The following is a 26,249-nucleotide window of genomic DNA, read 5'->3' on the forward strand; positions in this document are numbered from 1 at the left end:
CATGACGACGTCGATGAGGGTCGACATCCTGAGCGTCGAAGCGGTGCTGTATGCCGGCGACGCGCATTTCGTCGTCGTCCCGGGCGAAAGCGGGGAACTGGGGATCTACCCGCACCACGCGCCGCTGCTCACGCGGATCCGGCCCGGCGTCGTGACGCTCGTCGACGCGCCGACCGGCGAGCATCGCCGCCTGCTCGTCGCGGGCGGCGTGCTGGAGGTCGGCCGCGACGGCGTGACGCTGATCGCCGATCACGCGCTGCGCACGCCCGAACTCGACGATCTGCGCGCACGCGAGGCGCGGCATGCGGCCGACGACTGGCGCCGGCGCTACGCGCACGAAAACCGGCGCGCGTTCGATTTCGCGTCGGCCCGCGCGGAACTGATGGATGAAATCCGGCGCTTCTTCACGATGGCGCTGCGGCAACAGACGCAGCACGACAACCCGGGCGGCGCCGGCTAGACGTCGGCTCCGGTGTTGCCCGCTCAGTCGCGCAGCTTGCGAAAACGCGGCGTGCCGTCTTCAAGGTTGCCGTTGAACATCGCTTCCGGCCGCACCCACAGGCCGCGCGCATGCGGCCACAGATGCTCGTACACGACCACCGATTCCTCGGTTTCGGAATGGCGGGCGACGCCGATATAGCGGTACAGACCACCCTTGTAGTGGCGATGCGTCGCGAGTTGTTCGGCTTCCTGTTCGGTCATGATGGGCTTCTCTTCGGCAAAAACGGAAAGCGCGTATTGTATGCGCTGCGCCGCGCGTCAGCGTTTCGCATAGATGTCGGGACGGCGAATCTCCATCAACCGCTCGGGATTCGCGGACGGCCCGAAGCCGACCGGCCGGTACAGCTCGTGCGCGTCGGTCGTCACGAGCATGATGCGGCGCAGGCGCTGCACCATCTCCTGCGCGAATACGTGATCGATCAGCGCACGGCCGTAGCCGTTGCCGCGTTCGGCCGGCAGCACGAACACGTCGCACAGGTACGCGAACGTCGCGTGATCGGTGACGAGCCGTGCGAATCCGACGAGCCGGTCGCCGACATAGGCACCGAAGCACAGCGAACCCTCGATCGCACGCTCGACCACGTCGCGCGGAATGCCCTGCGACCAGTATGCGTCGCGATGCAGGAAGTCGAAGATCGCGTCGATGTCGAGTTCGCGCTTGTCGGTGGAAAATCTCAGCGCGGCAGGGATGGCAGCGGGCACGTCTGTTCTCCGGTGGGGGGCGGAAGGCGGAGCATCGACGATACCGCGCTGTGCGGCGGGCTACAAGGGACGCCTGCCGGATGCGGCTCGACGGGGTGCGTGCCCTCCCCGCGGCAATCTGAAGACCGTCATCGACCAGGTTGTCGACGATGCGGACGTGACGCTCATCACCCGCCGCGATGCACCGAACGCCGTCATCCTGTCGCAGGACTCTACGACAGCCTGATGGAGACGGTTCACTTGCTGCGCGCGCCGGCCGGCAATGCGCGTTGCACTCGCCCGCTTACCCGCACACGCATTTCGGTGGATGATGTAGCCCGTGCCTGCCTTCTACAACCGCGCATGCTCCCGACGACCGACTGGAAGGTGACGCCCGACGCGCAACCGTGCAGGCGACGGGCCCCGATTCGGTGACAATGTCGCGTGCTCAACAAACCCGTCACATCGCGTCATGCCCTACCGCCTCATCGCATTCGACTTCGACGGCACGCTCGCCGATTCGCTCGACAGCTTTCTCGCGGCGCTGTCGGAAGCGTCGCGCCTGCACGGCTTTCGCGACGCCACGCCCGAGCTGCGCCCGACGCTGCGCGGCATGTCGGCGCGCGACATCATCCGTGCGCTCGACGTGCCGATGTGGAAAGTGCCGCGCGTGACGATCGACATGCGCCGCCTGATGAAGCCGCGCGTCGCGCAAGTGATGCTGTTCCCCGGCGTCGACGACACGTTCGACGCACTCGCCGCGCGCGGCATCCGCATCGCGATCGCCACGTCGAATAGCGAGGACATCGTGCGCGACCGGCTCGGCCCGCGCGCCAGCGGCCGCGTCGACACCTTTGCGTGCGGCATTCCGCTGTTCGGCAAGGCACGGCGCCTGCGCGCGCTCGTTCGCGAGGCCGGCGTGCGCGCCGATGAAGTGCTGTATGTCGGCGACGAAATCCGCGATGCCGACGCGGCGCGACGCGCGCACATCGCATTCCAGGGCGTCGCGTGGGGCTACACCTCACCCGACGCGTTGCAGGCGCATTGCGCGACGCCGTTGCTGCCGCGCCTCGATGCACTGCTCGATCGCGTATGACGCATTCAAGCGCATCGCACGCGCAAGTCGTCACGTCGCTCGGCGCGCACGACACGGCAACAGCGGCACGACGATGAAATGCAGATGACACGCACGCGCATCCCGCACTACGCACACTCGCAAAAATTGCCGCCGCCACGCGTACACCAGGTACGCAATACCGGTACGCGCACCTGCTCATCGATGCGTCTTACCAACCGTTACACAAACCACAGCACGGTTGCACCTGCTACCCGACCGCTCTCCTAGAATCAGTCGGGCCGGGAAACACTTCGACCGGCGCCGCGGCAGAGCGGCGGTCGAATCCGGCCCGGGCGCGCCCGGTCTCTCGCACAGCTACGGATCACGTCATCCGTTTTTTAACCAGAGCCCCGATCGAAAGGAGGTCCCATGAACCGCTTTCCCCACATCTCGCGCCTTGCCTTGTCTGCCGCTGGCCTGCTTCTCGTCGCCGTGACGGCGACCGCGCAAACCGCGCAACCGGCACCCGCAGCACCCGCAGCACCCGCAGCACCCGCCGCGCCGGCCGCTGCCGCGACGCGCATCCACGAAGCCGACCAGGCTTTCATCACGGATGGCACGAAGACCGTGTCGACGCAGCACGACGCGGCACGGATCGCCGATGCGCGCACGTCGGACAGCCAGGTCAAGGCCTTCGCGCAACGTGTGTCGACCGACGATGAAAAGATCATCCAGGCGATGCGCGCGGCAAGCCCGCGCGGCGTCGACGTGCCGGCCAACGACCCCGACACGACCGTGCTGAACAGCATCAAGAGCCTGCGCGGCGCCGAGTTCGACAAGGCGTATATCGAGCAGGTCGCGCTCGCCGGCCAGCAGAAGACGATCTCGGCCTTCCAGGCCGAAATCGCATCGGGCCGCGACACGAAGCTGAAGGAAGTCGCACGCCAGTCGCTGCCGATCCTGCAGAAGCACTACGCGGATGCACAGAAACTCGCGGAGCGTCACCGCCTCGCATCGGCGCAGTAACGATGCAGCGCCGCGCGTCGTGCGCGGCGCACCGCTTCCCCTGTCGTCGCGCAGCCGCCTCCCCTGCCGGCTGCGCGATGCACGTCTGACCAGCCGCCCCGCGAATACGCGCACCGCACGTCACGCGTTATACGTTACGTCGCGAGCTTCGCCATCAACCGCGCACGCACATCCGGCCATTCTTCGTCGATGATGCTGAAGCGCACCGAATTGCGCTTGCGGCCGTCCGGCATGATCCGTTCGTGACGCACGATCCCTTCCTGCCTGGCGCCGAGCCGCAGAATCGCCGCGCGAGATTTCTCGTTCAGCTCGTCGGTCGTGAACTGCACGCGCACGCAGTGCAGCGTGTCGAACGCATAAGTCAGCAGTAGCCACTTCGCTTCGGTATTCGCGCGCGTGCGCTGCGCCGATTCGCTCAGCCACGTATGGCCGATCTCGAGCTTGCGATTCTTGCGATCGATCTTCCAGAAGCGCGTGCTGCCGATCACGCGGCCCGATGCGCGATCGACGATCGCAAACGGCATCACGGTGCCGGCCGCGCACCCCTGCAATGCCGTGTCGATATACGCGTCGATCGTCTCCACGCCCGGCACGACCGTGACCTTCAGGTTCCACAACTGGCCGTCGGATGCGGCATCGAGCAGCGCATGCCGGTCGGATGCTTCGAGCGGCCGCAGTTCGACGCGCTCGCCGATAAGGGTTGGGGATTCGATGTTAGGCGAAGCGGCGGTCATGACAGGGTTCCGAAAAGTTGGGACGATAGCGGCAAAACGCCCACCATACGGCGCTGTTTAACCGAGGTGTGCGGCCAGCCGGCGGCGGATCGCCTTCGCCTCGCTGCGCAGCGCATCGGCAAACGCATCGACGAGCAGGTTCTTCGGCCGGTGCTCGGGCACGATCATGCTGACCCGATACGGGAACGACCGCGTGAGCGGCCGCACGTGCAGGTCGCGCCCGACGAAATCGAGCGCGGTCAGCGGATTGACGATAGCGGCGCCGAGCCCTTGCCGCACGAACGCGCACACCGACACGGCCGACGGCGTGTCGACCACCGAGCGCGGCGCGACGCCCAACTGCGCAAATGCCTCGTCGATCAGGATGCGATACGGATCGTTCAACGACAGGCTCACGAACGGGCGATCGGCGAGATCCAGCAGATCGATCGCATCCTGCGCGAGCAGCGGATGGCCGTCGGGCAGCACGCACACTTCGTCGACTTCGAGCAGCGGCGTCAGGACGGTGCCGGCCGGCGCGACGTCGTGCTCGGTCAGCCCGAGGTCGTAACGCTGCGCGGTCAGCCACTCCTCGAGCACCGGCGACTCCTGTGTCGCAACCGACACGCTGACGCCCGCGTGAGCCTCGTGAAAGCGCCGGCATGCGCCAGGCAGGATCGCGTGCGAGAACGCCGGCAGCGCGATCACCGAAAGCTGGCCGTCGCGAAACTCGCGCAGGCGCGCGGCCGTCGCCGCGACGCGCTCGAGCCCCACATAGGCGAGCCGCACGTCGTCGAACAGCGTGAGCGCGGCCATCGTCGGCCGCAGCCGGCCATGCGCGCGCTCGAACAGCGCGAAGCCGACGACCTGTTCCATCCGCGCGAGCTCGCGGCTGATCGTCGGTTGCGACGTATAGAGCATCTCGGCCGCGCGCGTCGTGCTGCCGGTGACCATCAGCGCGCGGAAGACCTCGATATGGCGGTGCGTAAGCATGGCCCTTCTATATCAGGAATGAATTGAATGTCGATAAACAGGCATTTTACTGTATAGCCGAACTGGCGCATCATTCACGCTATCCGTTCATTCGATCCGATTCATCCGCCATGTCCCTCGATTCCCGCCAGCTCGCGACGCTCGCGCAGCAATACGGCACCCCGCTGTGGGTGTACGACGCCGACGTCATCCGCGACCGCATCGCCCAACTGCGCCAGTTCGACGTGATCCGCTACGCGCAGAAGGCGAATTCGAACGTCCATATCCTGAAGCTGATGCGCGAAGAAGGCGCTTGCGTCGATGCCGTGTCGCTCGGCGAGATCGAGCGCAGCCTCGCGGCCGGATTCAGTCCGGCCGGCGAGCCGGAAGGCGTCGTGTTCACGGCCGACCTGATCGACCGCCCGACGCTCGCGGCCGTGCTGAAGCACGGCGTGACCGTAAACGCGGGTTCGCTCGACATGCTCGCGCGCATCGGCGAGCACGCGCCGGGCCACCGCGTGTGGCTGCGCGTCAACCCCGGTTTCGGCCACGGCCACAGCAACAAGACCAACACCGGCGGCCCTCAGAGCAAGCACGGCATCTGGATCGACGACGTGCCGCGCGCGATCGAGATCGTGCGCCAGTACGGACTGAAGCTCGTCGGCATCCACATGCACATCGGCTCGGGCGTCGACTACGGTCACCTGTCGCAGGTGTGCGATGCGATGGTCGACCTCGTCACGTCGCTCGGCCATGACATCGACGCGATTTCGGCCGGCGGCGGCCTGTCGATTCCGTATCGCGACGGCGAGCCGCGCGTCGACGTCGGTCACTACTTCAGCCAGTGGGACGCCGCGCGCAAGCGGATCGAACGGCATCTCGGCCATCCAGTGCGCATCGAGATCGAACCGGGCCGCTTCCTCGTCGCCGAAGCCGGCACGCTCGTCACCGAAGTGCAGGCCGTCAACCGCCGGCCGAAGCACGATTTCGTGCTGATCGACGCGGGCTTCAACGACCTGATGCGCCCGTCGATGTACGGCAGCTACCACGCGGTGTCCGTGCACACGCACGACGGCGCGCTGCCCGCCGGCCGGCCGCTCGTCGACCTCGCGATCGCGGGGCCGCTGTGCGAATCGGGCGACGTGTTCACGCAGGACGCGGGCGGCGTGGTCACGCACCGCAAGCTGGCGCAGCCGCAGATCGGCGACCTGCTGTTCCTGCACGACGCGGGCGCATACGGCGCGTCGATGTCCTCGAACTACAACAGCCGGCCGCTCGCGCCTGAGGTGCTCGTCGATCGCGGCGCGCCGCGGCTGATCCGCCGCCGGCAGACGATCGACGAACTGCTCGCGCTCGAAACGTTCGAATAACGCGCTTTCGGCGTGACGACGGCCAACGGCCAGGCTTGCCGCTACCGGTAAGCCTGGCCGTTTTGCTTTTCGGCATGCCGCCGGTTCGCGCGGCCGCGGCCCGGAGCAACCGCACGACCGCACCGTAGCACCTGATGCTTCGCATCACGCGCAACCGCAGCAGATCGCTTGCGCCACCTTTCGCACGCAGAGAAAAACATTCCACGGCGCGCAGAAAGTGCGTGCATCTTTGGAAACACTTTCCTTTTTGACAAACCTAAGATTGCCCTCAGTCGCACAGCATTCTTGTCGCCGGATACGCATCGACGATGCACCGGCCCACCACTCTCGCAAAGCTGCACGGGCAATCATGAACAGCATGCTTGAACTCTTCGCCGCGCACTGGAACACGTTTGACGCGTATGCCGCGCGGCCCGCTCACGCGTCACTCTGCGACCGCTCGCACTTCTCACGCGTCCATCCGCATTCGCGCCGATCGACCACCGCGCGCGCACGCATGCCGTAACGCACGACATCGCGCACCGCGGCAAACGACACGCGCCGCCACTCGCTCCACCGCTTTCCCGCTCACGGCGACGCCGCCCGTCGCCGCGGCTTCGCACACCCTGAATTTTCGACAACAACCACGGAGACAACCATGAAGCGCTTCACCCCGACGCTCAAGCAAGGCATCGCGGCCGCCCTCCTCTGCATCGCGGCCGCGACGTCGCACGCGGCGGACCTGCTCGACACCGTCAAGCAGTCCGGCGTGCTGAAGATCGCGCTGGAAGGCACCTACCCGCCGTTCGACTACCGCAATGCCGACGGCCAGCTCGAAGGCTTCGACGTCGACGTCGCGAAGGCCGTCGCCGCCCGCCTCGGCGTGAAGCCGCAGTTCGTCACGACCGAATGGAGCGGGATTCTCGCCGGCCTGCAGGCCGGCAAGTTCGACGTGATCGTCAACCAGGTCGCGATCACGCCATCGCGCCAGCAGGCGCTCGACTTCAGCGCACCGTACGTGTATTCGTCCGCGCAACTGCTGCAACGGCAGAACGACACGCGCGCATTCAAGTCGCTCGACGAACTGAAGGGCAAGAAGGTCGGCGTGACGATGGGCAGCAACTACGTCGACCTCGTCAAGACCGTGCCGGCGATCGACCTGCAGGTGTATCCGGGCACGCCGGAAAACCTGCGCGACCTCGCGGCCGGTCGTATCGACGCGGCGGTCAACGATCGCCTGATGCTCAGCTACCTGATCAAGAACTCGCACCTGCCGCTGCGCCCCGGCTCCGTGCTCGCGGGCGGCGAGGACCGGATGGGCATCCCGTTCCGCAAGGGCAATCCGAAATTCGCGAAGGCGATCGACGATGCAGTCGCGTCGCTGCAACAGGACGGCACGCTGAAGAAGATCTCGATGCAGTGGTTCGGCACGGACACGACCAAGCCGGTGACGCAATAACGCAGCCCGCCCCGTGCCCGCGCGCACGAACGCACGGGCCGTCCGGCACACAATCAGGAGACACGTGATGGAAGCATTCGAACTGGTCGTTCATACGCTGCCCGTGATGGTCAAGGGCGCCGTGCTCACGCTGAAATTCGCGGTGGCGTCGATGGCGCTCGGCCTCGTCGTCGGGCTCGTGATCGCGATCATGCGCATCGGCAGCAACCGGCTCGCTGCCGGGCTCGCACAGGGCTACGTCAGCCTGATGCGCGGCACGCCGCTGCTCGTGCAGATGTTCGTCGTCTACTACGGGCTGCCCGATCTCGGCATCACGCTCGATCCGACCACGGCCGGCATCTTCACGCTGACGCTCAACGCGGGCGCCTATCTGTCGGAGAGCATGCGCGGCGCGATCCTCGGCATCGGCCGCGGGCAATGGGCGGCCGCGCACAGCCTCGGCCTCACGCACGTGCAGACGCTGCGCTACATCGTCTGCCCGCAAGCGCTGCGCCTCGCGGTGCCGAGCCTCGGCAACACGCTGATCAGCCTGATCAAGGACACGTCGCTGGTCTCGGTGATCACCGTCACCGAATTGCTGCGCTCGACGCAGGAAGTGATTGCCGCGACCTTCCAGCCGCTGCCGCTCTACCTCGCCGCCGCCGCGATCTACTGGGTGCTGAGCACGCTGCTCACGCGGCTTCAGGGCCGTGTCGAGACGCGCCTCGCGCTGCCGTCCACGCATTGAGCGCGTGCCGGACCTTCATCCCGAACCTCAACGACGGACAGAACATGATTACGCTCGACAACGTATCGAAATGGTATGGCAAGCATCAGGTCCTCTCGGCATGCAGCGCGGCGGTCTCGAAAGGCGAAGTGGTCGTCGTGTGCGGGCCGTCGGGCTCCGGCAAGTCGACCCTGATCAAGACGATCAACGGTCTCGAGCCGATTCAGAAAGGCAGCATCACCGTCGACGGCACGCGGCTCGGCGATCCCGGCGCGAAACTCGCGCAATTGCGCGCCCGCGTCGGCATGGTGTTCCAGCACTTCGAGCTGTTTCCGCACCTGTCGATCACCGAGAACCTGACGCTTGCGCAGATCAAGGTGCTCGGCCGCCGCAAGGACGAGGCCGTCGAGAACGGCATGAAGCTGCTCGATCGCGTCGGCCTGAAGGCGCACGCGCACAAGTATCCGGGGCAGTTGTCCGGCGGGCAGCAGCAGCGCGTCGCGATCGCGCGCGCATTGTCGATGAACCCGGTCGCGATGCTGTTCGACGAACCGACCTCGGCGCTCGACCCCGAGATGATCAACGAAGTGCTCGACGTGATGGTCGAGCTCGCGCGCGACGGCATGACGATGGTCTGCGTCACGCATGAAATGGGCTTCGCGCGGAAGGTCGCGCATCGCGTGATCTTCATGGACCAGGGCGCGGTGGTCGAGGACGCGGCCAGCGACAGGTTCTTCGCGGCACCGCGCTCCGAACGCGCACGCGACTTCCTCGACAAGATCCTGCATTGACCGCGCGGCCACCACCTCGCTTCGATTGACCGATTGCCCCTCAAAGGACGACATCTTGAACCACCTGCATTCGACCGACACCGTACTCGCCCACGAAGGCCGCTCGCACACCCAGCCCGGTTCGCCCGTGAACCCGCCCGTGTACCGCCAGTCGACGCTGCTCTTTCACGGCACCGACGCGCTCGACGCGGTGCGCGGCACGCCGCTCGCGTATGGACGCCACGGCAGCCCGACCACGCGCGCGCTCGAGAAAGCGCTTGCGCGTCTCGAAGGCGCGCACACCGCGCTGCTCACGCCGAGCGGCCTCAGCGCGATCACGACCGCGCTGCTCGCAGTGCTGAACCCCGGCGACCATCTGCTGATGGCCGACTCCGTGTACGACCCGACCCGCTCGTTCTGCGACGAGACGCTCACGCGCCTCGGCATCGAGACGACGTACTACGATCCGGCGATCGGCGACGGCATCGCGTCGCTGATGCGGCCGAACACGCGCGCGGTATTTGCCGAATCGCCGGGTTCGCTGACCTTCGAAGTGCAGGACATTCCGGCCATCAGCCGCGTCGCACATCGACACGGCGCGGTCGTGCTGCTCGACAACACATGGGGCACGCCGCTGAATTTCCGGTCGTTCTCGCATGGCGTCGACGTGTCGATTCATGCCGCCACGAAATACATCGCCGGACACTCGGACGTGCTGATGGGTGCGATCCTGACGACCGAAGCACTCGCATCGAAGGTCACGCGCTTCTACCGGCAATTCGGAATGACCGTCAGCGGCGACGACGCATATCTTGCGCTGCGCGGCCTGCGCACGCTGTCGGTCCGCCTCGAGCGGCACCAGCGCAACGCGCACGTGCTGACCGAATGGCTCGCGAAACAGCCGGAGGTCGCGCAGATCCTGTATCCGGCGCGGCCCGGCGACCCCGGCCATGCGATGTGGCAGCGCGACTTCACCGGCGCGTGCGGGCTGTTCGGCATCGTGCTGCATCCGCAGCCCGACGATGCGGTGCGCGCGCTGCTCGACGGAATGACCTGCTTCGGCATGGGATATAGCTGGGGCGGCTTCGAAAGCCTGATCGTCCCGTCCAATCCGTCGCGCCATCGCACCGCCACGAAATGGGCGGCGGCCGGCCCGCTACTGCGGATTCATGCGGGGCTCGAGCATCCCGACGACATGATCGCCGACCTCGCTGCCGGTTTCGCGAGAATGCGCGCCGCCGCGCTCGCGGAAGCCTGAAATTCGGCGACACGGCGCGCGCCATCCCGCATCACGATTTTTTCAACGTTCGCCCCATCTCATAGCGAGACAATCATGAAAGATACGCTGTTCATTCTTCGCCCCGGTTTCTTCAAGGACTCCGAAGGTCCGTTCTACTGCGGCGATTCCGTTTCCGTCGAAGGGTTGCTGGGCTTCTACCCGCAGCTTCGCGACGCGGTCGACGTCCAATACGTCGACGCGCCGCGGCCGCGCCAGCCGATCGTCGCGCTGATCGGTGCGGACCACCAGTCGGCGCCCGTGCTCGTGCTCGGCGACGGACACGTGCCGAAGGACGGCACCCTCGCGATTCGCGAGCACAACGGCCGGCGCTTCATCGATTCGCCGGCCGATATCCGGCGGTATCTGTCTTCGCAGTATGGCGTGGCGCACGTCGCGTAAGCACGCCGCTCGGTGCCGTCGAGCGACGGCACCGAGCGGAACGCGCGTCACCCCGCGCGCTGCACCGGCGCCATTTTCGAGAAGTACTTCGCGCCGGCCACGCAGCCGACCACGACGACCGTCACGACGACCATCGCCGGCGGCACCGTCTCGTGCAGCAGCCCGGCGGCCAGCAGGAAGCCAAAGAACGGCTGCAGCAGCTGCAACTGGCCGACGCCCGCGATTCCGCCGAGCGCCAGCCCGCGATACCAGAATACGAAGCCGATCAGCATGCTGAACAGCGACACGTACGCGAGCCCCCACAGCGCGGCGGCATCGACTCCGTCGAGCGACGCAGGCCACGTAAGCCACGTGAGCGGCAACATCAGCGGCAGCGACAGCACGAGCGCCCACGAGATCACCTGCCAGCCGCCGAGATCGCGCGACAGGCGCGCGCCTTCCGCGTAGCCGAGCCCGCACGCGACGATCGCGGCCAGCATCAGCGCATCGCCCACCACCGACGCCTGGCCGCCGTTGCGCAACGCAAACGCAGCCACCGCGCCGCTGCCGACGATCGAGAAGATCCAGAACGGCAGCCGCGGCCGTTCGCCGCCGCGCCACACGCCGAACAGCGCGGTCGCGAGCGGCAGCAGCCCGACGAACACGATCGCGTGCGCGGACGTCACGTGCTTCAGCGCGAGCGCCGTCAGCAACGGGAAACCGACCACGACCCCGAGCGCGACGATCGCCAGCGACACGGCCTCGGCGCGCGTCGGCCGCTTCTGCTTCAGCATGACGAGCAGCAGCAGGCCGAGCGCACCGGCGATCGTCGCGCGCGCGAACGTGAGGAACAGCGGGTCGAGCCCCTGCACCGCGACACGTGTCGCGGGCAGTGAGCCACTGAAAATGATCACGCCCAGCAGGCCGCTGAGCCATCCGTCGGTCGTCTTTTGCACGGGAAATCCTGAACGGGGAAAGGTGGATGACGGATCATCCGCCGCCCGCGAAAAACGCGTAAGCTACACCCCAATACAATCCGGACAAACTGTACTGAACAACTGGCCGTACAGTTCATTCTTCGCCATGAACCATTCCGCCCCGATTCCCGTTCCTCCCGCGCCGTCGCGCACGCGCGTCGAAACCGTGATGGATACGTTGCGCGCGCGGATCGCGAGCCGCGCGCTGATGCCCGGCGCGCGCGTACCGTCGATCCGGATGATGGCCGACGCGCTCGGCGTGTCGAAATCGACGGTCGTCGATGCATACGAGCGGCTCGCGAGCGAAGGCGTGCTCGTCGCGCGGCGCGGCTCGGGCTTCTACGTGTCGGGCCACGCGCCGCCGCTCGCGCTCGCCGATCTCGGCCCGCGCCTCGACCGCGAACTCGATCCGCTGTGGCTGTCGCGCCAGTCGCTCGAGGCGGCGCCGACGACGGTGAAGCCCGGCTGCGGCTGGCTGCCGTCGTCGTGGCTGCCCGACGAGAGCCTGCGCCGCGCGCTGCGCGCCGTGTCGCGCGACGAATCCGACGCGCTGACCGACTACGCGACGCCACTCGGCCTGCCCGCGCTGCGCCAGCAGCTCGCGTGGCGGCTCGCGCAGCACGGCGTCCACGCGGAACCCGCGCAGATCATGCTGACCGACGGCGGCACGCATGCGCTCGACCTCGTGTGTCGCCTGCTGCTGGAGCCGGGCGACACGGTCGTGCTCGACGATCCGTGCTACTTCAACTTCCAGGCGCTGCTGCGCGCGCATCGCGCGCGAATCGTCAGCGTCCCGTACACGCCGAACGGGCCCGATCTCGCGCGCTTCGAACAGGTGCTCGCCGAGCACCGGCCGCGCCTTTACATCACCAACGCGGCGCTGCACAACCCGACCGGTGCGACGCTCGCGTCGCCCGTCGCGCACCGGCTGCTGACGCTCGCGGCCGAACACGACCTGCTGATCGTCGAGGACGACATCTTCGCGGATTTCGAGAGCACGCCCGCACCGCGCCTCGCGTCGTTCGACGGGCTGTCGCGCGTCGTGTCGATCGGCAGCTTCTCGAAGACGTTGTCGGCCGCGATCCGCTGCGGCTACGTCGCCGCGCGCCCGGAATGGATCGAGGCGCTCGTCGACCTGAAGCTCGCGACGTCGTTCGGCAACGCACAAATCGGCGCGAACGTCGTGCACCGGCTGCTCGTCGACGGCACGTACCGGCGCCATCTCGACAGCCTGCGAGCGCGTCTTGCGGACGCGATGGGCGAGACGATCCGGCGCCTCGCGCGTGCGGGGCTCGGGATCTGGGCGGAACCGCGCGGCGGCCTGTTCGTGTGGGCGCAACTGCCCGACGGGCTCGACGCCGCACGCGTCGCGCGCCACGCGCTGGACCGCGACGTCGTGCTGGCGCCCGGCAACGTGTTCAGCACATCGCGCAGCGCGACGTCGTACCTGCGCTTCAACGTGTCGCGCTGCAAGGGGCCCTCGGTGTTCGACACGCTTGCGCGGGCGATGGAGGCGGCGCGGGCAAGCATGCAGACGGATGCCGGAAGGCGCGCGCTCACCGGTGAGCTGTGATCGCGGGCGATCGCGCTAACTACCGATCGCCACGATCTCGGCCACGAAATCGATGAACGCCCGTACCTTGGCGGGTGGCAGGTGACGCGACGGATAGTACGCAAACAGCGGGAACGCCTCACCGCGCCAATCCGCGAGCAGCTCGACGAGCCGCCCCTGCTCGATCAGCCCCGCTACCCCGCTCGACTTGAAGCGCGCAACGCCAGCACCGGCTAGGCATGCGCCGAGCATCGTGCCGGCGTCGTTGACGAGCAGCCTGCCGGACGTCTTCACCGGCACGCGCTTGCGGCCAAGCTGATAGACCCATTCGAGCGGCTCGCCGGTCAGCGTGTTGCGCATCTGGATACATGCATGGCCGACAAGATCGGCCGGCGTCTCGGGACGCCCGTGCCGTTTCACGTACGCGGGCGCGGCGACCGTCACCGCACGCGTCTCCAGAAGTTTGCGCGCCACCAGCGACGATGACGGCGGTTCGCCAAACCGCACCGCAATGTCGAATCCTTCGGCGACCAGATCGCCGAGTTGCTCGCGTGCAACGAGTTCCAACGACAGATCGGGATGGCGCGCAAGAAACGCGGGGAGATGCGGTGCCAGTACCCGTCGCGAAAAATAGGCGTCGACATTCACGCGTAACCTGCCACGCACGGCGGCGGCCGAGCCGGCGGCCAGCGTGACCGCGTCGCCAATGCCGGCGAGTAGCGGGCCGATGTCTTCGTACAGGCGCCGCCCTTCGTCCGTCAGCGTCACCGACCGCGTCGTGCGATCGAGCAGCCGCACGCCGACACGCGCCTCCAGCCGGCTCGCGGCCCGGCTGACACCGGACGGCGACATGCCGAGTGTATCGGCCGCGCGCGCGAAGCTGCCACCCTCGACGATCGCGGCCAGCACGCCCACGTTCGCCAGAATCCGCCCGTCGATGCTCATGATTTCGCTCATGACAAAAAATCACCAATCAAATGACATGGATTCGATTCCATCAGGAATCGCCGTTCCCTATCATGCAACCCGATGCATCGCGACGGCAAGTCCCACCGGCGGTCTACCCGAATACGACAGGCAGATCAGCCGCCCGGCCGCTCCGTCACTCGCCCCTTCAATTTTCGATGAGGATTTCGAACCATGTACGCCATTACAGGCATCACCGGACAGGTCGGCGGCGCACTCGCCCGAACGCTGCTCGCATCTGGCCAGCGCGTGCGGGCCGTCGCGCGCACTGCGGATCGCGCCGCGCCCTGGGCCGCACGCAACTGCGACGTTGCACTCGCTGACATGACCGACACCGCCGCACTGACGACGGCTTTCTCGAACTCGGCCGGCGTATTCGTCCTGCTGCCGCCGTGCTTCGATCCCTCCCCGGGATTTCCCGAAACACGCGCGGTGATCGACGCAGTCGGCGCAGCGTTGCGAGCCGCCCGGCCGCGCAAGGTCGTCTGTCTGTCGACGATCGGCGCCCAGGCGACGCGGATGAACCTGCTAACGCAATTGACGATGATCGAGGAGGCGTTCGGCGACCTGCCGATGCCCGTCGCGTTCCTGCGCCCCGCGTGGTTCCTCGAAAACGCCGCATGGGACGTCGCGACGGCACGCGACGCCGGTGTCATCCGCAGCTTTCTCCAGCCGCTCGACAGACCGGTACCGATGGTCGCCACCGAAGACGTCGGCCGCGTAGCCGCCGCGCTGCTCCGGGAAGAATGGACCGGCGTACGCATTGTCGAGCTCGAAGGGCCTCGTCGTGTCAGCCCGAACGACCTTGCGGCCGCGTTCGCTCGCGTGCTCGGGCACGCCGTCCACGCCGAAGCCGTACCGCGCGACACATGGGCAGCCCTGTTCGATACGCAGCGGATGCGCTACCCCGAACCGCGCATGTGCATGCTCGATGGTTTCAACGAAGGCTGGATCGATTTCGCGTCGGCACGCGCGGATGTATTGAAAGGGGAAATCGAGGTGGACGCCGTGCTCCGCACGCTCGTCACCCGCGCCGCCTGAGCACGAACGGGGCGGCCGCATCGCGCACTGCCGCCCCGTTCGCGCCTGTGGCCTACCTCAAACCTCCCCCGCGTGCGCCCTCGCCCGCACCTCCGCAAACGTCGTATCGACCAGCAACCGCCCCGTATCGAACACCGTTTCAAGCGCCTCGTCCCATTCGCCTTCCAGTGCACGATCGTCCCATGCGACGGGCAGCGGCGTCGTCCGATACTCGCCGGTGCGGCGATTGCGCAGCAGCGTGAGCCGCCCCTTCTTCGAGCGCTTGCCCTGATCGGTGACCGGATCCTTGCGGACGTCGTGCCATACGCCATCGCGCCGGATCGCCGAGCACTTCATCGCAAAGCGCTGCGTATCGCGGTTCACCTGCTGCAGCAACGCGCCGCCCATGCCGAACACGACATTGCCGGCCGCATAACCCGCGTCGTCGAGTGCGGAAAGAATCGCATCGATCGACAGCTCGTCGACACCATCGCCCTGGATCACGCGCACGCGATTCAGCACACGCCGCCCCTTGCCGTTCACGGTCGAGCCGAACGACGCGTCGAGCGCGCGCACGGTCTGCATCACGATCTTCACGGGGTCGCCCGAATCGGGACGCACGACGAGCGTCGCGCCGGAATCGATCACGGCCTGCCTCAGTTCGCCGCCCCACAGATCGAGCGCGGCGAACAGATCGTAGGAGTCCGACACGACCGACACGATCGCGCCGGGCAGCCCGAAGCGGCGGATCATGTTCCGGTACGCATCGGCCTCGCCTTCTCTCCCCCACGACGTGATCGTGCTGTGTTCGGCCGCCGGCACCGAGTATGCAGCCATCGGCTCGCGATAGAAGCGGTTCGCGGCCAGCACGCCAAGCACCGTGTCCGAGCCCATGAAGCTGACCAGGTGCGCGGCGCCGCCGATCGCGGCCGACTCCGCGCTCGACACGCCGCGCGCGCCGAAGTCGTGCAGCTTGAACGGCAGTTGCGCGAGATCGTCGTCGTTCCTTTCGAGGAAGCGGCGGATCGTCTGCCGCAGGTACCAGCTTCGCGTCGCGACCGTGACCGGATACCAGACGCGCAGCAGCATCGTCTCGAGATACGACGCGAGCCAGAACACCTGCGGGTCGTCGCATTCGACGGTCATCAGCACGTTGTGCACCGGCACGACCGAACCCTCCGGCACCGCGCGGATCTTCACGGGCAGGTAGCCGTCGTAGCGTTCGACGATGTAGCGCCACCCCGCTTCGTTGAACGGCACGCCGTGCACCGTGAAGAAATCGCGCGCATCGTCGATCATCGCGTGCGTGACCGGCTTGCACAGATATTCCTTCAGCAGCATCTGCAGGCCGAAGAACAGCGTGCGGTCGTAGCGGCCGCCGCGCGATTCGACGTACGAGAACATCGCCGACGCGTCGGGCGGATATTGCAGGAAGTGGGAAGCCTTGTACGAATCCGTGTTGAGGATCGGATTGGCTAGAACCGCGGCAAAGCCGCCGGGATCGTTTTGCATGGCTAGAGCTCCTCTAGGCCGTTGAAGTGCCGCCGCGTCTGTCGCGGCGGACCGGAATGCGGGGAATCAGCGGATCACAGCTTCCCCAGGAAGTGATACGCGATGTCGAAGTGATCCTCGAACATCACGTTGCGCATCTGCGCGAATTCGTTGAGCGGCACCCAGCGCGCCTTGTCGGCATCGTCGCTGCCCTTCACGCGCGGCAGCTCGCCGGTCGGAAAATTGAACAGGCACGCGTGCGTGATCGTGCGGCCGCGCAGCGAGCGGGTCGGATGATCGAACACCTGGCGATCCTTGATCGAGCCGCGCAGCACGGGCTCCGGCAGCTTCAGGCCGGTTTCCTCGCGCAACTCGCGAATGCACGCCGCATCGAGCCGCTCGTCCTGGTTCACGAACCCGCCCGGCAGCGCCCACAGGCCGCGGCCCGGTTCGCTGCGGCGGCGCACGAGCAGGATATGGCCCGAGTGCACGACCACCGCGTCGACCGTCACGAACGTGACGGGATAAGGCGCGGCCGCCCATGCCTTGCGATACGCGGCGATGAATTCGGCTTCCGACTTCAGTTGCGCGAATTCCGGCTGCGTGCGAAAACGCTCGAGCCAGCCGAACACGGGTTCCGGCACGGCCCACTGCACGAAGCTGTTGGTGCGTTCTGCGAAATACTGGTCGCGGATCTCGGTGGCAGAAATGTCTTCGGTCGCATCGACGTCGACGAGCTCCCATTGCGGGAACATCCGCAGGTAATACGACGTGGCGTCCTTCTCGTGGCCGATCAGCCCGACCTTGCGCTGCGCGACTTCGCCGAGCGCGGACGCGACGGCGCCCTGCACCCAGCGCACCCAGTCGCCGTCGTTGTACGTCGAATCCTGCAACGGCGCGATCGTCACGCGGTCGCGCTCGGACGCGTCGAACAGCGAAGCCAGCATCTGGCGGCGCTCGTCGAACGAGAACGGATCCTTGATGGTGCGGGGCTTGTCGGTCGACCCGATCAGCACGCACACGCGCTCGGCCCGGCTCAGTGCCGACTTCAGCACGTTCAGGTGACCACGATGCGGAGGCTGGAAACGACCAATGAAAACGAGCGCGTCGAAGCGCCGGTTCTGTTGCGTACTCATGAGGCTCCCTCAAGAGATTGAAACGCTTCGGGTCTTTCCCGAAGGGTTGGAACGAATCCTAGGTGAAATCCCGGAGTGCGTCAATCGAGCACACGCTCGACTTGACCAAGTCTGACGAAATGCGCGGTATTGGCGCGGTACACTCGATTTCATCACAATCCGCACCATTGCGCCCGCCATCATGAGGATCTCAGTCAGCCGGACCGTCGGCGTCGATCGCAGACGCCTCTTCACGTGGTCGCAGGATTACGCGCGGCGGCTCGTGTGGGACAGCTTCCTCACCGACGCCTACCTGCTCGACGAAACGACGGCCGACGTCGGCGTCGACGCGTTCTGCCGCAGCCAGTCGGGCGCGACGATGGTGTCGCGCTATATCTCGTACCGTCCGCCGCAGGTCGCCGCGGTCGAAATGGTCGACGGGCCGAAGGTGCTCGAACGCTTCAGCGGAAGCTGGAACTTCATCGAACACACGCCGGGTTCGACCGAAGTGAAGTTCACGTACAACTTCCGCGCGCAGCCGTCCTGGCTGCGCTGGCTGCTCGAACCGCTGATCGGCGCGTTCTATCTCGTGCAGACGCGCCGGCGTCTCGATTCGTTCAAGCGCTGGGCCGAAGCCGAAGCGCTGCCGCGCTGATACGCACTGCCGCGCGGTCCGGCGTGTCTGCGCCGTCTCCCTCCGGATGCGTTCGAACTCGCCGCGGCCGCTTCATCGGGCATTTGCCAGATTCGCCGAACCCGGAGAAACTACGGGCGGCCGTCACCCTGACGGCGAGCCCTGACCGAGAGAACAGGGCACTCCTCCCTGAAACGGCGTCGACACAAACACAATCCAATGAGCCTGATATCCCGATTCTTTGGCCGCAAGGAAGAACCCGAAAACCCCGCCGCACTGGTCGCGGCGTCCGACATCGAGCATCCGCTGAGCGTGACGGTCGTCTTCGACGGGCCGCTGCAGGTCGATATCGCGTCGCTGACGGCCGCGTTGCGTGCGTACCATCCGAGCATGAAGCACGCGCGTGTCGAAACCGAGCCCACGCTGGAGCAGGTATTCGGGCTCGCCGGCTGGGGCAACCACGTCGTCCGGCTGGTCGGCTTCGATGCGCCCTATCCGTCCGAAGCGCTGGAAGCATGCGTCGCGCCCGCCCACTATGAGCAGGATCTGAAGCAGCAGGTGCGCGCGAGCCGCAGCCACGTGATCCTCTACTACGCCGGACATGAACCCGATCCGCTCGACCAGTATGTCGCGCTGGCGGCCGTCGCCGGCGCGCTGGCCGAACAGAACGGCCTCGCGGTGCTGAACGAACACGCGCACACGTCGCTGCCGGCCGGTGTCTTCGACGCGAAGGAACTCGGCGCAGAGAGCCTCGAAGTGCTGCGCGAGATTCCGTTGAACCTGTTCTTCTGCGGCTTCGTGAAATACGAGGTCGAAGGCGTCGAAGGCGTGTGGATGCGCACCTATGGCGCGGACGTGTTCGGCCTGCCCGATTTTGCGGCGCTCGCGGAAGGCCATCACGAAGGCGAACGCTATTCGGGCATCTTCAACAACGTGATGCACTACCTGCTGGAAAGCGGTGCGCGCATGCATGCGGGCGAGACGATGCAGGTCGGTTCGGAAACGTTCATGAAGCTGCGGGAACCGCTCGAGCACGAGTATTACCTGCAGGGGCCGGCGCAGGTGCTGGTGGCCGAACTGATTTCGGCGGACCAAATCAATCGCTGATTGTGTCGCGATCGTGCGGCGCGCGGGATCGAAGCTTCCCGCACCGCGCGCCGCAGCATTACGTGACGGCTGCGTAGCAGCCACTGCTCCAACCCGGTGAGGAGACGTCCGTGTTCGGCATTCGCCTTTGCCTCATGCTGGCAGCCATCGGCCTCTCGCTGTCGGCCCACGCCGACAGCATCGACTGCGCGCGTGCGAAGACACGCACCGATCGCCTGATTTGCGCCGACAAGGCGCTGGTATCGGCCGACAGCGCGCTGTCGAGCGCCTACGACGACGCGATCGGCATCGCCGCCGACCAGCAGGCCGTAATTCGCTCGCAACGCGCGTGGCTCGCACAGCGCGACGCGTGTGCCGATGCCGCCTGCATCGCCACCGCCTACCGCGACCGCACCGCGGCGCTGAAGCAGGTCAAGCACGCGGGCTGGAAAACCTATCGCGACCCGGCGCTCGGCGTCTCGTTCGAGTACCTCGCGAACCGGCAGGTGAAGAAGCCGTGCCCGGAAATCGGCGGCGACAACTGTATCGCGATCGTCGGCCGCAACATGACCTACAGCAACTATTTCATCGCGTTCGAGATCGTCGACGGCGCGCTGGAGCCTGTCGCGGAAAAGGAAGCGGGTTTCGTGCAGCAGGACGACGGCAAGTGGATGACGACGTACGGCCGCGGCACCGCGCAGGAAGTCGAACGCTTCTCCGGCACCGGCTGGCGCGGCATGCGCGCGACGATCACCTGCGGCATCAGCGATCCGGAAACCGGCTTCCATGCGGCCGGCGGCGAATGCTACTGGGCCGTGCTGAGCAACGGCAAGCGCGCGGCCGTCGCGAATACGCAGGGCATCGTCGGCACCGACGACGCGACGCTGCACAGCGTGTCGACGTTCCGGTTCGAACGCTAGCGTGCTCCGCCCCGGCCCATCGAGAACGTTTCCGCGCCGGAATCGCGACGCAACGTGACTTCCGTACCGGTCAGCCAACCTGATTATTTCAGGATCGGGCGCGCCACTGCATACGAGCGATCGGCACTGGCGCCATACAGGTACAGATAGCCGTCGTTGCCGTCGCGATGCAGTTCGGTCTCGCCGAGTTCGCACATGCGGACCTGTCCGGACTGCCGCTGTTCGAGGAAGCGTCGGACTGGGGAATGCTCGCGGCACAGCGCGTGCTCGCGTGACGGCAACCATTCGTCATTGCAGCGCCGCCGCTAGCCGCTATAATCGCGCGACATTCCGACTGCATTGAGCAGGCCGACGGTGCCGCGCCGTGCGCCGCGCCGTATGCCCTCCTCGACAACAACAATGACGAACCGCACCATCCGACGCCTTCGCCCGTTCGTGCGCGCCGCCGCGCGCGTGCTCGCATGCGCCCCGCTGCTCGGCGCGCCGCTGGCGCTGCATGCGGCCGACACCGCAGGCACCGAGCCCGCATCCGGGCGCTATATCGTCGTCGACACCGGCCATACGCCGGCTCATCCGGGCTCTACCGGCGCGAGCGGCCGCGTCGAATACCTTTACAACCTCGATCTGTCTGCCGCAGTTGCGGAAAAGCTCGCCGCACACGGCGACCGCGTGCGGCGCACGTCGGCCGACGGCCGCGAGATCGCGCTCGACCAGCGTTCGACACAGGCGCCCGACGCGAACCTGTTCGTGTCGATCCATCACGACTCGATGCAGCAGCAATTCATCGACGCGGGCCGGCAGCGCGAATTCCGCGGCTTCTCGGTGTTCGTGTCGGAGCGCAATCCGCACTACGCGGAAAGCCTGCGTTGTGCGAAAGCGATCGGCGAACGGCTGGTCGCTGCCGGCGAACGGCCGTCGCTGTATCACGCGCAGCCGATCCGCGGCGAGAATCGCCCGCTGATCGACCCGCAACTCGGCATCCACCGCTTCGACGATCTCGTCGTGCTGCGCACCGCACCGATTCCGGCCGTGCTCGTCGAGGCCGGCGTGATCGTCAATCCCGACGAAGAAGCGCAGCTCGCGCAACGCGGGACGATCCAGCGCCTGTCCACCGCGATCGCGGGCGGGATCGACGCGTGCATGGCGCCGAAGTGACGATATCGCCCATCGGGCTCAACGATTTTCACCCAGTCAGGAGCATCAAAATGAAAAAGAAGAGTCTGTTCGCATCCTGCGCGCTGCTCGCGCTTGCCGTTCCGTTCGCCGCGCACGCGGCCGGCTGCGCGAAGCCGCACAGCGCGTTCGACCAGGTGTACTGCAGCAGCACGCAGTTCTCGCAGACCGACCGCGAACTCAACGACGAGTACGGCCGCCTGCGCAAGCAACTGAGCGGCGACCAGCAGGCGACGCTGAAGGCCGGCCAGCTCGCTTGGCTGAAGCAGCGCGACGCGCAGTGCAGCGAAACCCGCAACAACGGCTACCTCGTGGATCTCCAGTGCGCGACCGACATGACGGCGTCGCGACTGTCGTTCCTGCGCGAGCGCGAGCGTGAATGCACGAGCACGGGGTGTGTGGCGTCGAAGCTCGGCGAGTAAGCGCTTTGAAGATGCCGTGGCGCGACGCACTTCGCGGCACGGTAATCAGGCGGAGCACGCATGACACCGAATACGACAACGATCGACATCCGGGCCGCCACGCCGGCCGACGCTGCGGCCATCGCCGACATCCATGTCGCGTCGTGGCAAGCGACCTACATCAACATCATGCCGGCCCCGTTCCTCGCCGGTCTGTCGGTCGAAAAGCGCGCGGCCGAATGGCGCTGTGCGCTCGATGCCGGCCGGACACGCGTCGCGCTTGCATTCACGGGCAACGACGCGGCCGGCTGGATCGCCTATGGTCCGACGCGCGACACCGACAAGGATCGCGCGTGGGGCGAGATCGCGGCGATCTATCTGCATCCGTCGCATTGCGGGCAAGGCATCGGCGCGGCGCTGGTCGAGCATGCGTGCCGATCGCTGCAGGACGCGGGCCACGCATGGGTATCGCTCTGGGTACTCGTCGAAAACCGTCGTGCAAGAGCATTCTATGAACGCGAGGGCTTCGTCGCCGAAGACGACATCAAGACGTTCGAGATCGACGGTACGCCGATCGAAGAAGTGCGCTATTGGCGCGCACTTCCCTAGTTTGCTTCTGCGACGCACGGCAATCACAAAAACCACCGATACTCCCGCGCGCTGATCTCGTTACGAAAATCCAGCTCCTCCTGCCGCTTGTTCTCGCAATACACCATCACGAACTCGCTGCCGAGCCCTTCGCGCACGGCCGGATGATCCTGCATCGCCGCGACGGCCGACAGCATCTCCTTCGGAAAATCGATCCCGCTGCCACGATCCTCGTTGAGCGGCGCGATCGGTTCGATCCGTGCATCGAGCCCGTGCTCCATCCCGGCGAGGATCGCCGCGAGCACCAGGTACGGATTCGCGTCCGCACTCGCGAGCCGGTGTTCGATCCGCAGGTTGCGCGCATCCGACTCGGGAATCCGGATGCACGCATCGCGATCCTCGAAACCCCAGCTCGCGCGGCTCGCCGCGTTCACCATCGATCCGTAGCGCCGGAACGCGTTGTGATTCGGCGCGAACACGGGCATGCAATGCGGCAGCAGCGCGAGACACCCGGCCACAGCGTGCCGCAGCGGTCGCTGCCCGTCCGCCGCGAGCAGGTTGCGCCCCGCGTCGTCGTACAGGCTCACGTGCACGTGCATCCCGCTGCCCGGCGCATGCAGGTAAGGCTTGCCCATGAAGCTCGCGCGATAGCCGTGCTGCAACGCGACGCCGCGCGTGCTGCGGCAGAACAGCGCCGACCAGTCGGCCGCGCGCAGCCCGTCGTCGGTGTGCCCGAAATTGATCTCGAACTGGCCGGGCCCGAGCTCGGCGGTGATCACCGTCGCATCGACGCCCTGCTCGCACGCGGCCTCGACCATCTCGTGCAGCACGTCGGAGAAGCGCGACAGGCGCTCGATATGCATGTTCGGCTGATCGTCGCGGTCGTCGCTCAGGCGATCGCGCGGATACTGCGGCATCCCTTCCGCGAGCTGTGCGGCGAACAGGTAGAACTCGAGCTCGAATGCGACGACCGGCCGGATGCCGCGCGCCGCGAAACGCCGCAGCACGCGCGCGAGCACCTCGCGCGGCTCGAACTCGATCGGCGCATCCGTGCCGTCCGAGCTGATCAGCATCTGCGCGAGCGGCTGCCGCTCCCAGCGCACGCGCTTCAGCGTGCCGGGAATCAGGCGGCGCGGCGCGTCGGGGTCGCCGTCGTTGAAGCAGTAGTCGGCGATCTTGTAGAGGCCGCCCTGCGTGCCGAGCAGCACGCAGTTCTGCGGCAGCTTCAGCAGCGAGCCCGACGCGACCTTCTCGAGCGCATCGATCGGGTAGCGCTTGCCGTAGAAATGCCCGGGCAGATCGAGGCAGATCAGGTCGACATAACGGATCTCGGGGTGCGCCTGCCGGAATGCGCGGACTTCACCGACCAGCGCGGGAACGACGTCAGCCATGTCTCATCCTTTCCATGTCATGTATGGCGGTGCCGCAGCGCGGCGAACCGGATTCATGCGGCACGCGTGACAACGCACGCCTCATTTAAATCAGTACTGCAAACATGCTGCGTGGCGCGACAACCTGCGACACCGCCCGCCACGCCGACGACTCAGGTGAACACCCAGATCACGCGCGTCGGCGCGTCGGTCAGGTTGGCATAACGGAACCGCTTGTGCGCGGGCAGCTGGAACGCATCGTTCGGGCCGAGCGTGATGGGCATGTCGTCGCCATCGATCCAGATCGTCAGTTCTCCTTCGAGCACGAACCCGCCCTGCTCGTCGCTGTCGTCTACGGGCCGCTCGCCGCTGCTCGCGCCCGGCGCGAGATGGCTTTCGAGAATCGAGAAGCGCGAGCGCATGTTCGGCGACACGAGGATGTCGGTAATGCCGGCCGCGTAATACACGGTGCGCCGTTCGTCCGGCCGCGTGACCCACGGCACGCTGCGCGGCTTGCTCAGGCTGTAGAAATATGTGGTCGGCACGCCGAGCGCCTCGCCGATCGCGGTGAGATCCGCGACCGTCGGGCGCGACAGCCCGCGCTCGACCTGCGACAGAAAGCCGACCGAGCGGCCGATCCGCTCGGCGAGGTCGTTCAGCGTGACCTTGCGGTGTTTGCGCAGGTCGCGGATCAGGATCGCCAGACTTTCTATCTCTTCCTGTTCGTTCATGATGGGTTCCGAAACGGTCAGACGGTGTCGCGCAAACGGTACCAGGCCTTGCCGATCGCCTCCAGCGGCGCGGCGAGCCGGTCGCCGCCGGGGAAGCGCGGGTTGCGGATGCGCCGGTACAGCGCGAGCAGGCGCTCGTCGCCGAGCACGGCGTCGGCGACCGCGCGCGCACCCGCGAGCGTCGGCAGCACGCCGTGCCCCGAGAAGCCCTGCAGCCAGAAACGCTGCCCGTGGCGGCCGATGTCCGGCGTGCGGCGCATGCTGATGTCGATATGGCCGCCCCACGCGTAATCGAGCGGCACGCCGGCCAGTTGCGGGAACACGCGTTCGAGGTGCGGGCGCGTCGCCGCCGCGATATCGGCCGGGATGCCGCCGAGATACGTGCAGCCGCCGCCGAACAGCAGCCGGTTGTCGGGGCTCAGGCGAAAGTAGTCAGGCACGAACTGGTTGTCGATCACGCAACTGTTCTGCGGCAGCAGCGAACGCGCGACATCGGGCGCGAGCGGCGCGGTCGCGACCTGGTACGTGCCGACCGGCAGCAGCCGGCGCGCCAGGTCGCGATCGAGCCGGTCGACGTACGCGTTGCACGCGAGCACCAGCACGTCCGCGCGCACTTCGCCGCGTGCCGTGCGGGCGATGTGGCCGCCGGCCGTCTCGCGGCAATCGAGCACGCGGCTCTGCTCGAAGATGCGGCCGCCTGCGCGCTCGATCGTTTGCGCCAGGCCGAGCGCGAGTTTCAGCGGATTCAGGTGGCCGGCTTCCGGATCGTGGAGCGCGGCGAGATAACGCGTGCCGCCGATCCATTCGGGCATCTCGTCACGCCCGATCACGCGCAGCCGGTCGTAGCCCCAGCGCTCGGCCGCCTCGTCGCGGGCCTGCGCGAGCATCGCGACGCGGCGCGGCCGCACCGCGGCCCACAGGCTGCCGGGCCGGTAGTCGATGTCGAAGCCGTGCCGTCCGGGCAACTCGCGCACCTCGGTCGCGGCCCAGCGCATGCTGTCCCACAGCAGGCGCGCGCCGTCGCGGCCGAGCGAATCCTCGAGCGGCTGCATGTCGCACGACCAGCCGAGCAGCGCCTGCCCGCCGTTGCGGCCCGACGCGGCCCACGCGACACGGCTCGCTTCGAGCACGACGACGCGCTTGCCGGCGAGCGCGAGGCGCAACGCCGTATGCAGCCCGCTGAAGCCCGCGCCGACGACAAGCACGTCGGCGTCGATGCGCTCGTCCAGTTCCGGACGATGCGGGATCGGCGCCGGGTAGGTGCCGGCGTAGTAGCTTGCGACGTGACGGTCGGACTGCACGAACATGCGGGCTCCCGTGAAATTTTCGTCGAT

General features: G+C 66.9%; 28 protein-coding genes and 2 pseudogenes. 19 read left to right on the plus strand and 11 right to left on the minus strand.

What is annotated here, in order from left to right:
* Position 1: 1 nt before the first annotated feature.
* Complete coding sequence (gene atpC, locus DM992_RS21875) at positions 2-460, plus strand: ATP synthase F1 subunit epsilon (RefSeq protein WP_111018605.1); 459 nt, start codon at positions 2-4, stop codon at positions 458-460.
* A gap of 23 nt (positions 461-483) precedes the next feature.
* Here the strand turns inward: atpC and DM992_RS21880 are convergent, their stop codons facing one another.
* Positions 484-702, minus strand: a complete 219-nt coding sequence (locus tag DM992_RS21880; RefSeq protein ID WP_006480837.1) for a DUF1653 domain-containing protein — start codon at positions 700-702, stop codon at positions 484-486.
* A 57-nt stretch (positions 703-759) separates the two neighbouring features.
* Positions 760-1,203, minus strand: coding sequence for a GNAT family N-acetyltransferase (locus tag DM992_RS21885; protein ID WP_111018606.1), 444 nt, complete (start codon positions 1,201-1,203; stop codon positions 760-762).
* A gap of 73 nt (positions 1,204-1,276) precedes the next feature.
* Here DM992_RS21885 and DM992_RS42850 point away from each other — a divergent pair.
* The 3 genes and pseudogenes from DM992_RS42850 to DM992_RS21900 all read left to right on the plus strand — a co-directional run.
* Positions 1,277-1,461: pseudogene (locus DM992_RS42850) on the plus strand (type II toxin-antitoxin system prevent-host-death family antitoxin); the annotation flags it as partial.
* Positions 1,462-1,654: 193 nt separating this feature from the next.
* A complete protein-coding gene (locus DM992_RS21895; RefSeq protein ID WP_111018607.1) occupies positions 1,655-2,278 on the plus strand; it encodes an HAD hydrolase-like protein in 624 nt (207 codons plus the stop codon).
* A gap of 390 nt (positions 2,279-2,668) precedes the next feature.
* On the plus strand, positions 2,669-3,265 hold the full coding sequence (locus tag DM992_RS21900; RefSeq protein WP_111018608.1) for a DUF4142 domain-containing protein: 597 nt from the start codon (positions 2,669-2,671) through the stop codon (positions 3,263-3,265).
* Between the two features lie 134 nt (positions 3,266-3,399).
* On the opposite strand, the gene DM992_RS21905 is transcribed toward DM992_RS21900, so the two are convergent.
* Positions 3,400-3,999, minus strand: a complete 600-nt coding sequence (locus tag DM992_RS21905; RefSeq protein WP_111018609.1) for a GNAT family protein — start codon at positions 3,997-3,999, stop codon at positions 3,400-3,402.
* Positions 4,000-4,056: 57 nt separating this feature from the next.
* Positions 4,057-4,971 (minus strand): LysR family transcriptional regulator, encoded by a 915-nt coding sequence (locus DM992_RS21910; protein ID WP_111018610.1) that lies wholly within the window; start codon positions 4,969-4,971, stop codon positions 4,057-4,059.
* A gap of 110 nt (positions 4,972-5,081) precedes the next feature.
* On the opposite strand from DM992_RS21910, the gene lysA reads away from it, so the two are divergent.
* The 6 genes from lysA (at position 5,082) to DM992_RS21940 (ending at position 10,912) form a co-directional block, all read left to right on the plus strand.
* Positions 5,082-6,320, plus strand: coding sequence for a diaminopimelate decarboxylase (gene lysA, locus DM992_RS21915; RefSeq protein WP_046548343.1), 1,239 nt, complete (start codon positions 5,082-5,084; stop codon positions 6,318-6,320).
* 637 nt (positions 6,321-6,957) lie between these two features.
* Positions 6,958-7,758 carry a transporter substrate-binding domain-containing protein gene (locus DM992_RS21920; protein WP_111018611.1) on the plus strand — a complete coding sequence of 267 codons (801 nt, stop codon included), beginning with the start codon at positions 6,958-6,960 and terminating at the stop codon, positions 7,756-7,758.
* Positions 7,759-7,825: 67 nt separating this feature from the next.
* Positions 7,826-8,485 carry an amino acid ABC transporter permease gene (locus DM992_RS21925; protein WP_111018612.1) on the plus strand — a complete coding sequence of 220 codons (660 nt, stop codon included), beginning with the start codon at positions 7,826-7,828 and terminating at the stop codon, positions 8,483-8,485.
* A gap of 44 nt (positions 8,486-8,529) precedes the next feature.
* On the plus strand, positions 8,530-9,255 hold the full coding sequence (locus DM992_RS21930) for an amino acid ABC transporter ATP-binding protein (RefSeq protein ID WP_111018613.1): 726 nt from the start codon (positions 8,530-8,532) through the stop codon (positions 9,253-9,255).
* 55 nt (positions 9,256-9,310) lie between these two features.
* On the plus strand, positions 9,311-10,492 hold the full coding sequence (gene metC / locus DM992_RS21935) for a cystathionine beta-lyase (protein WP_111018614.1): 1,182 nt from the start codon (positions 9,311-9,313) through the stop codon (positions 10,490-10,492).
* Between the two features lie 75 nt (positions 10,493-10,567).
* Positions 10,568-10,912: a DUF3088 domain-containing protein gene (locus tag DM992_RS21940; protein ID WP_111018615.1), complete on the plus strand. Its 345-nt coding sequence runs from the start codon at positions 10,568-10,570 to the stop codon at positions 10,910-10,912.
* A 47-nt stretch (positions 10,913-10,959) separates the two neighbouring features.
* Here DM992_RS21940 and DM992_RS21945 read toward each other — a convergent pair whose 3' ends face one another.
* On the minus strand, positions 10,960-11,847 hold the full coding sequence (locus DM992_RS21945) for a DMT family transporter (RefSeq protein WP_111018616.1): 888 nt from the start codon (positions 11,845-11,847) through the stop codon (positions 10,960-10,962).
* A 127-nt stretch (positions 11,848-11,974) separates the two neighbouring features.
* Here DM992_RS21945 and DM992_RS21950 point away from each other — a divergent pair, with 127 nt between their 5' ends.
* Positions 11,975-13,441 carry a PLP-dependent aminotransferase family protein gene (locus tag DM992_RS21950; RefSeq protein ID WP_111018617.1) on the plus strand — a complete coding sequence of 489 codons (1,467 nt, stop codon included), beginning with the start codon at positions 11,975-11,977 and terminating at the stop codon, positions 13,439-13,441.
* A gap of 15 nt (positions 13,442-13,456) precedes the next feature.
* Here the strand turns inward: DM992_RS21950 and DM992_RS21955 are convergent, their stop codons facing one another.
* Entirely contained in the window at positions 13,457-14,365 is a 909-nt protein-coding gene (locus DM992_RS21955; RefSeq protein ID WP_111020344.1) for a LysR family transcriptional regulator, read from the minus strand.
* 195 nt (positions 14,366-14,560) lie between these two features.
* On the opposite strand from DM992_RS21955, the gene DM992_RS21960 reads away from it, so the two are divergent.
* A complete protein-coding gene (locus DM992_RS21960; protein WP_111018618.1) occupies positions 14,561-15,427 on the plus strand; it encodes an NAD(P)H-binding protein in 867 nt (288 codons plus the stop codon).
* Between the two features lie 57 nt (positions 15,428-15,484).
* Here DM992_RS21960 and DM992_RS21965 read toward each other — a convergent pair whose 3' ends face one another.
* Positions 15,485-16,918, minus strand: coding sequence for a nicotinate phosphoribosyltransferase (locus tag DM992_RS21965; RefSeq protein WP_111018619.1), 1,434 nt, complete (start codon positions 16,916-16,918; stop codon positions 15,485-15,487).
* Between the two features lie 74 nt (positions 16,919-16,992).
* Positions 16,993-18,033, minus strand: a complete 1,041-nt coding sequence (locus DM992_RS21970) for a bifunctional nicotinamide-nucleotide adenylyltransferase/Nudix hydroxylase (RefSeq protein ID WP_111018620.1) — start codon at positions 18,031-18,033, stop codon at positions 16,993-16,995.
* 181 nt (positions 18,034-18,214) lie between these two features.
* Here DM992_RS21970 and DM992_RS21975 point away from each other — a divergent pair, with 181 nt between their 5' ends.
* The 7 genes and pseudogenes from DM992_RS21975 (at position 18,215) to DM992_RS22000 (ending at position 22,835) form a co-directional block, all read left to right on the plus strand.
* Positions 18,215-18,667: an SRPBCC family protein gene (locus DM992_RS21975; protein ID WP_111018621.1), complete on the plus strand. Its 453-nt coding sequence runs from the start codon at positions 18,215-18,217 to the stop codon at positions 18,665-18,667.
* Between the two features lie 198 nt (positions 18,668-18,865).
* Complete coding sequence (locus tag DM992_RS21980; protein ID WP_111018622.1) at positions 18,866-19,753, plus strand: DUF4261 domain-containing protein; 888 nt, start codon at positions 18,866-18,868, stop codon at positions 19,751-19,753.
* A gap of 110 nt (positions 19,754-19,863) precedes the next feature.
* A complete protein-coding gene (locus DM992_RS21985) occupies positions 19,864-20,652 on the plus strand; it encodes a lysozyme inhibitor LprI family protein (protein WP_162631710.1) in 789 nt (262 codons plus the stop codon).
* Positions 20,653-20,840: 188 nt separating this feature from the next.
* A pseudogene (locus DM992_RS43540) lies at positions 20,841-20,927 on the plus strand (FAD dependent oxidoreductase); the annotation flags it as partial.
* Between the two features lie 124 nt (positions 20,928-21,051).
* A complete protein-coding gene (locus DM992_RS21990) occupies positions 21,052-21,807 on the plus strand; it encodes an N-acetylmuramoyl-L-alanine amidase (RefSeq protein ID WP_111018624.1) in 756 nt (251 codons plus the stop codon).
* A gap of 50 nt (positions 21,808-21,857) precedes the next feature.
* Positions 21,858-22,247 carry a lysozyme inhibitor LprI family protein gene (locus tag DM992_RS21995; protein ID WP_111018625.1) on the plus strand — a complete coding sequence of 130 codons (390 nt, stop codon included), beginning with the start codon at positions 21,858-21,860 and terminating at the stop codon, positions 22,245-22,247.
* A 60-nt stretch (positions 22,248-22,307) separates the two neighbouring features.
* Entirely contained in the window at positions 22,308-22,835 is a 528-nt protein-coding gene (locus DM992_RS22000; protein ID WP_111018626.1) for a GNAT family N-acetyltransferase, read from the plus strand.
* Between the two features lie 23 nt (positions 22,836-22,858).
* Here DM992_RS22000 and DM992_RS22005 read toward each other — a convergent pair whose 3' ends face one another.
* The 3 genes from DM992_RS22005 to DM992_RS22015 form a co-directional block, all read right to left on the minus strand.
* A complete protein-coding gene (locus DM992_RS22005) occupies positions 22,859-24,205 on the minus strand; it encodes a glutamine synthetase family protein (RefSeq protein WP_111018627.1) in 1,347 nt (448 codons plus the stop codon).
* A gap of 152 nt (positions 24,206-24,357) precedes the next feature.
* A complete protein-coding gene (locus DM992_RS22010) occupies positions 24,358-24,915 on the minus strand; it encodes an XRE family transcriptional regulator (protein WP_111018628.1) in 558 nt (185 codons plus the stop codon).
* A gap of 17 nt (positions 24,916-24,932) precedes the next feature.
* On the minus strand, positions 24,933-26,222 hold the full coding sequence (locus DM992_RS22015) for an FAD-binding oxidoreductase (RefSeq protein ID WP_111020345.1): 1,290 nt from the start codon (positions 26,220-26,222) through the stop codon (positions 24,933-24,935).
* Between the last annotated feature and the right edge of the window lie 27 nt (positions 26,223-26,249).

Source organism: Burkholderia sp. JP2-270 (assembly GCF_003233675.1).
Lineage (GTDB): Bacteria > Pseudomonadota > Gammaproteobacteria > Burkholderiales > Burkholderiaceae > Burkholderia > Burkholderia pyrrocinia_C.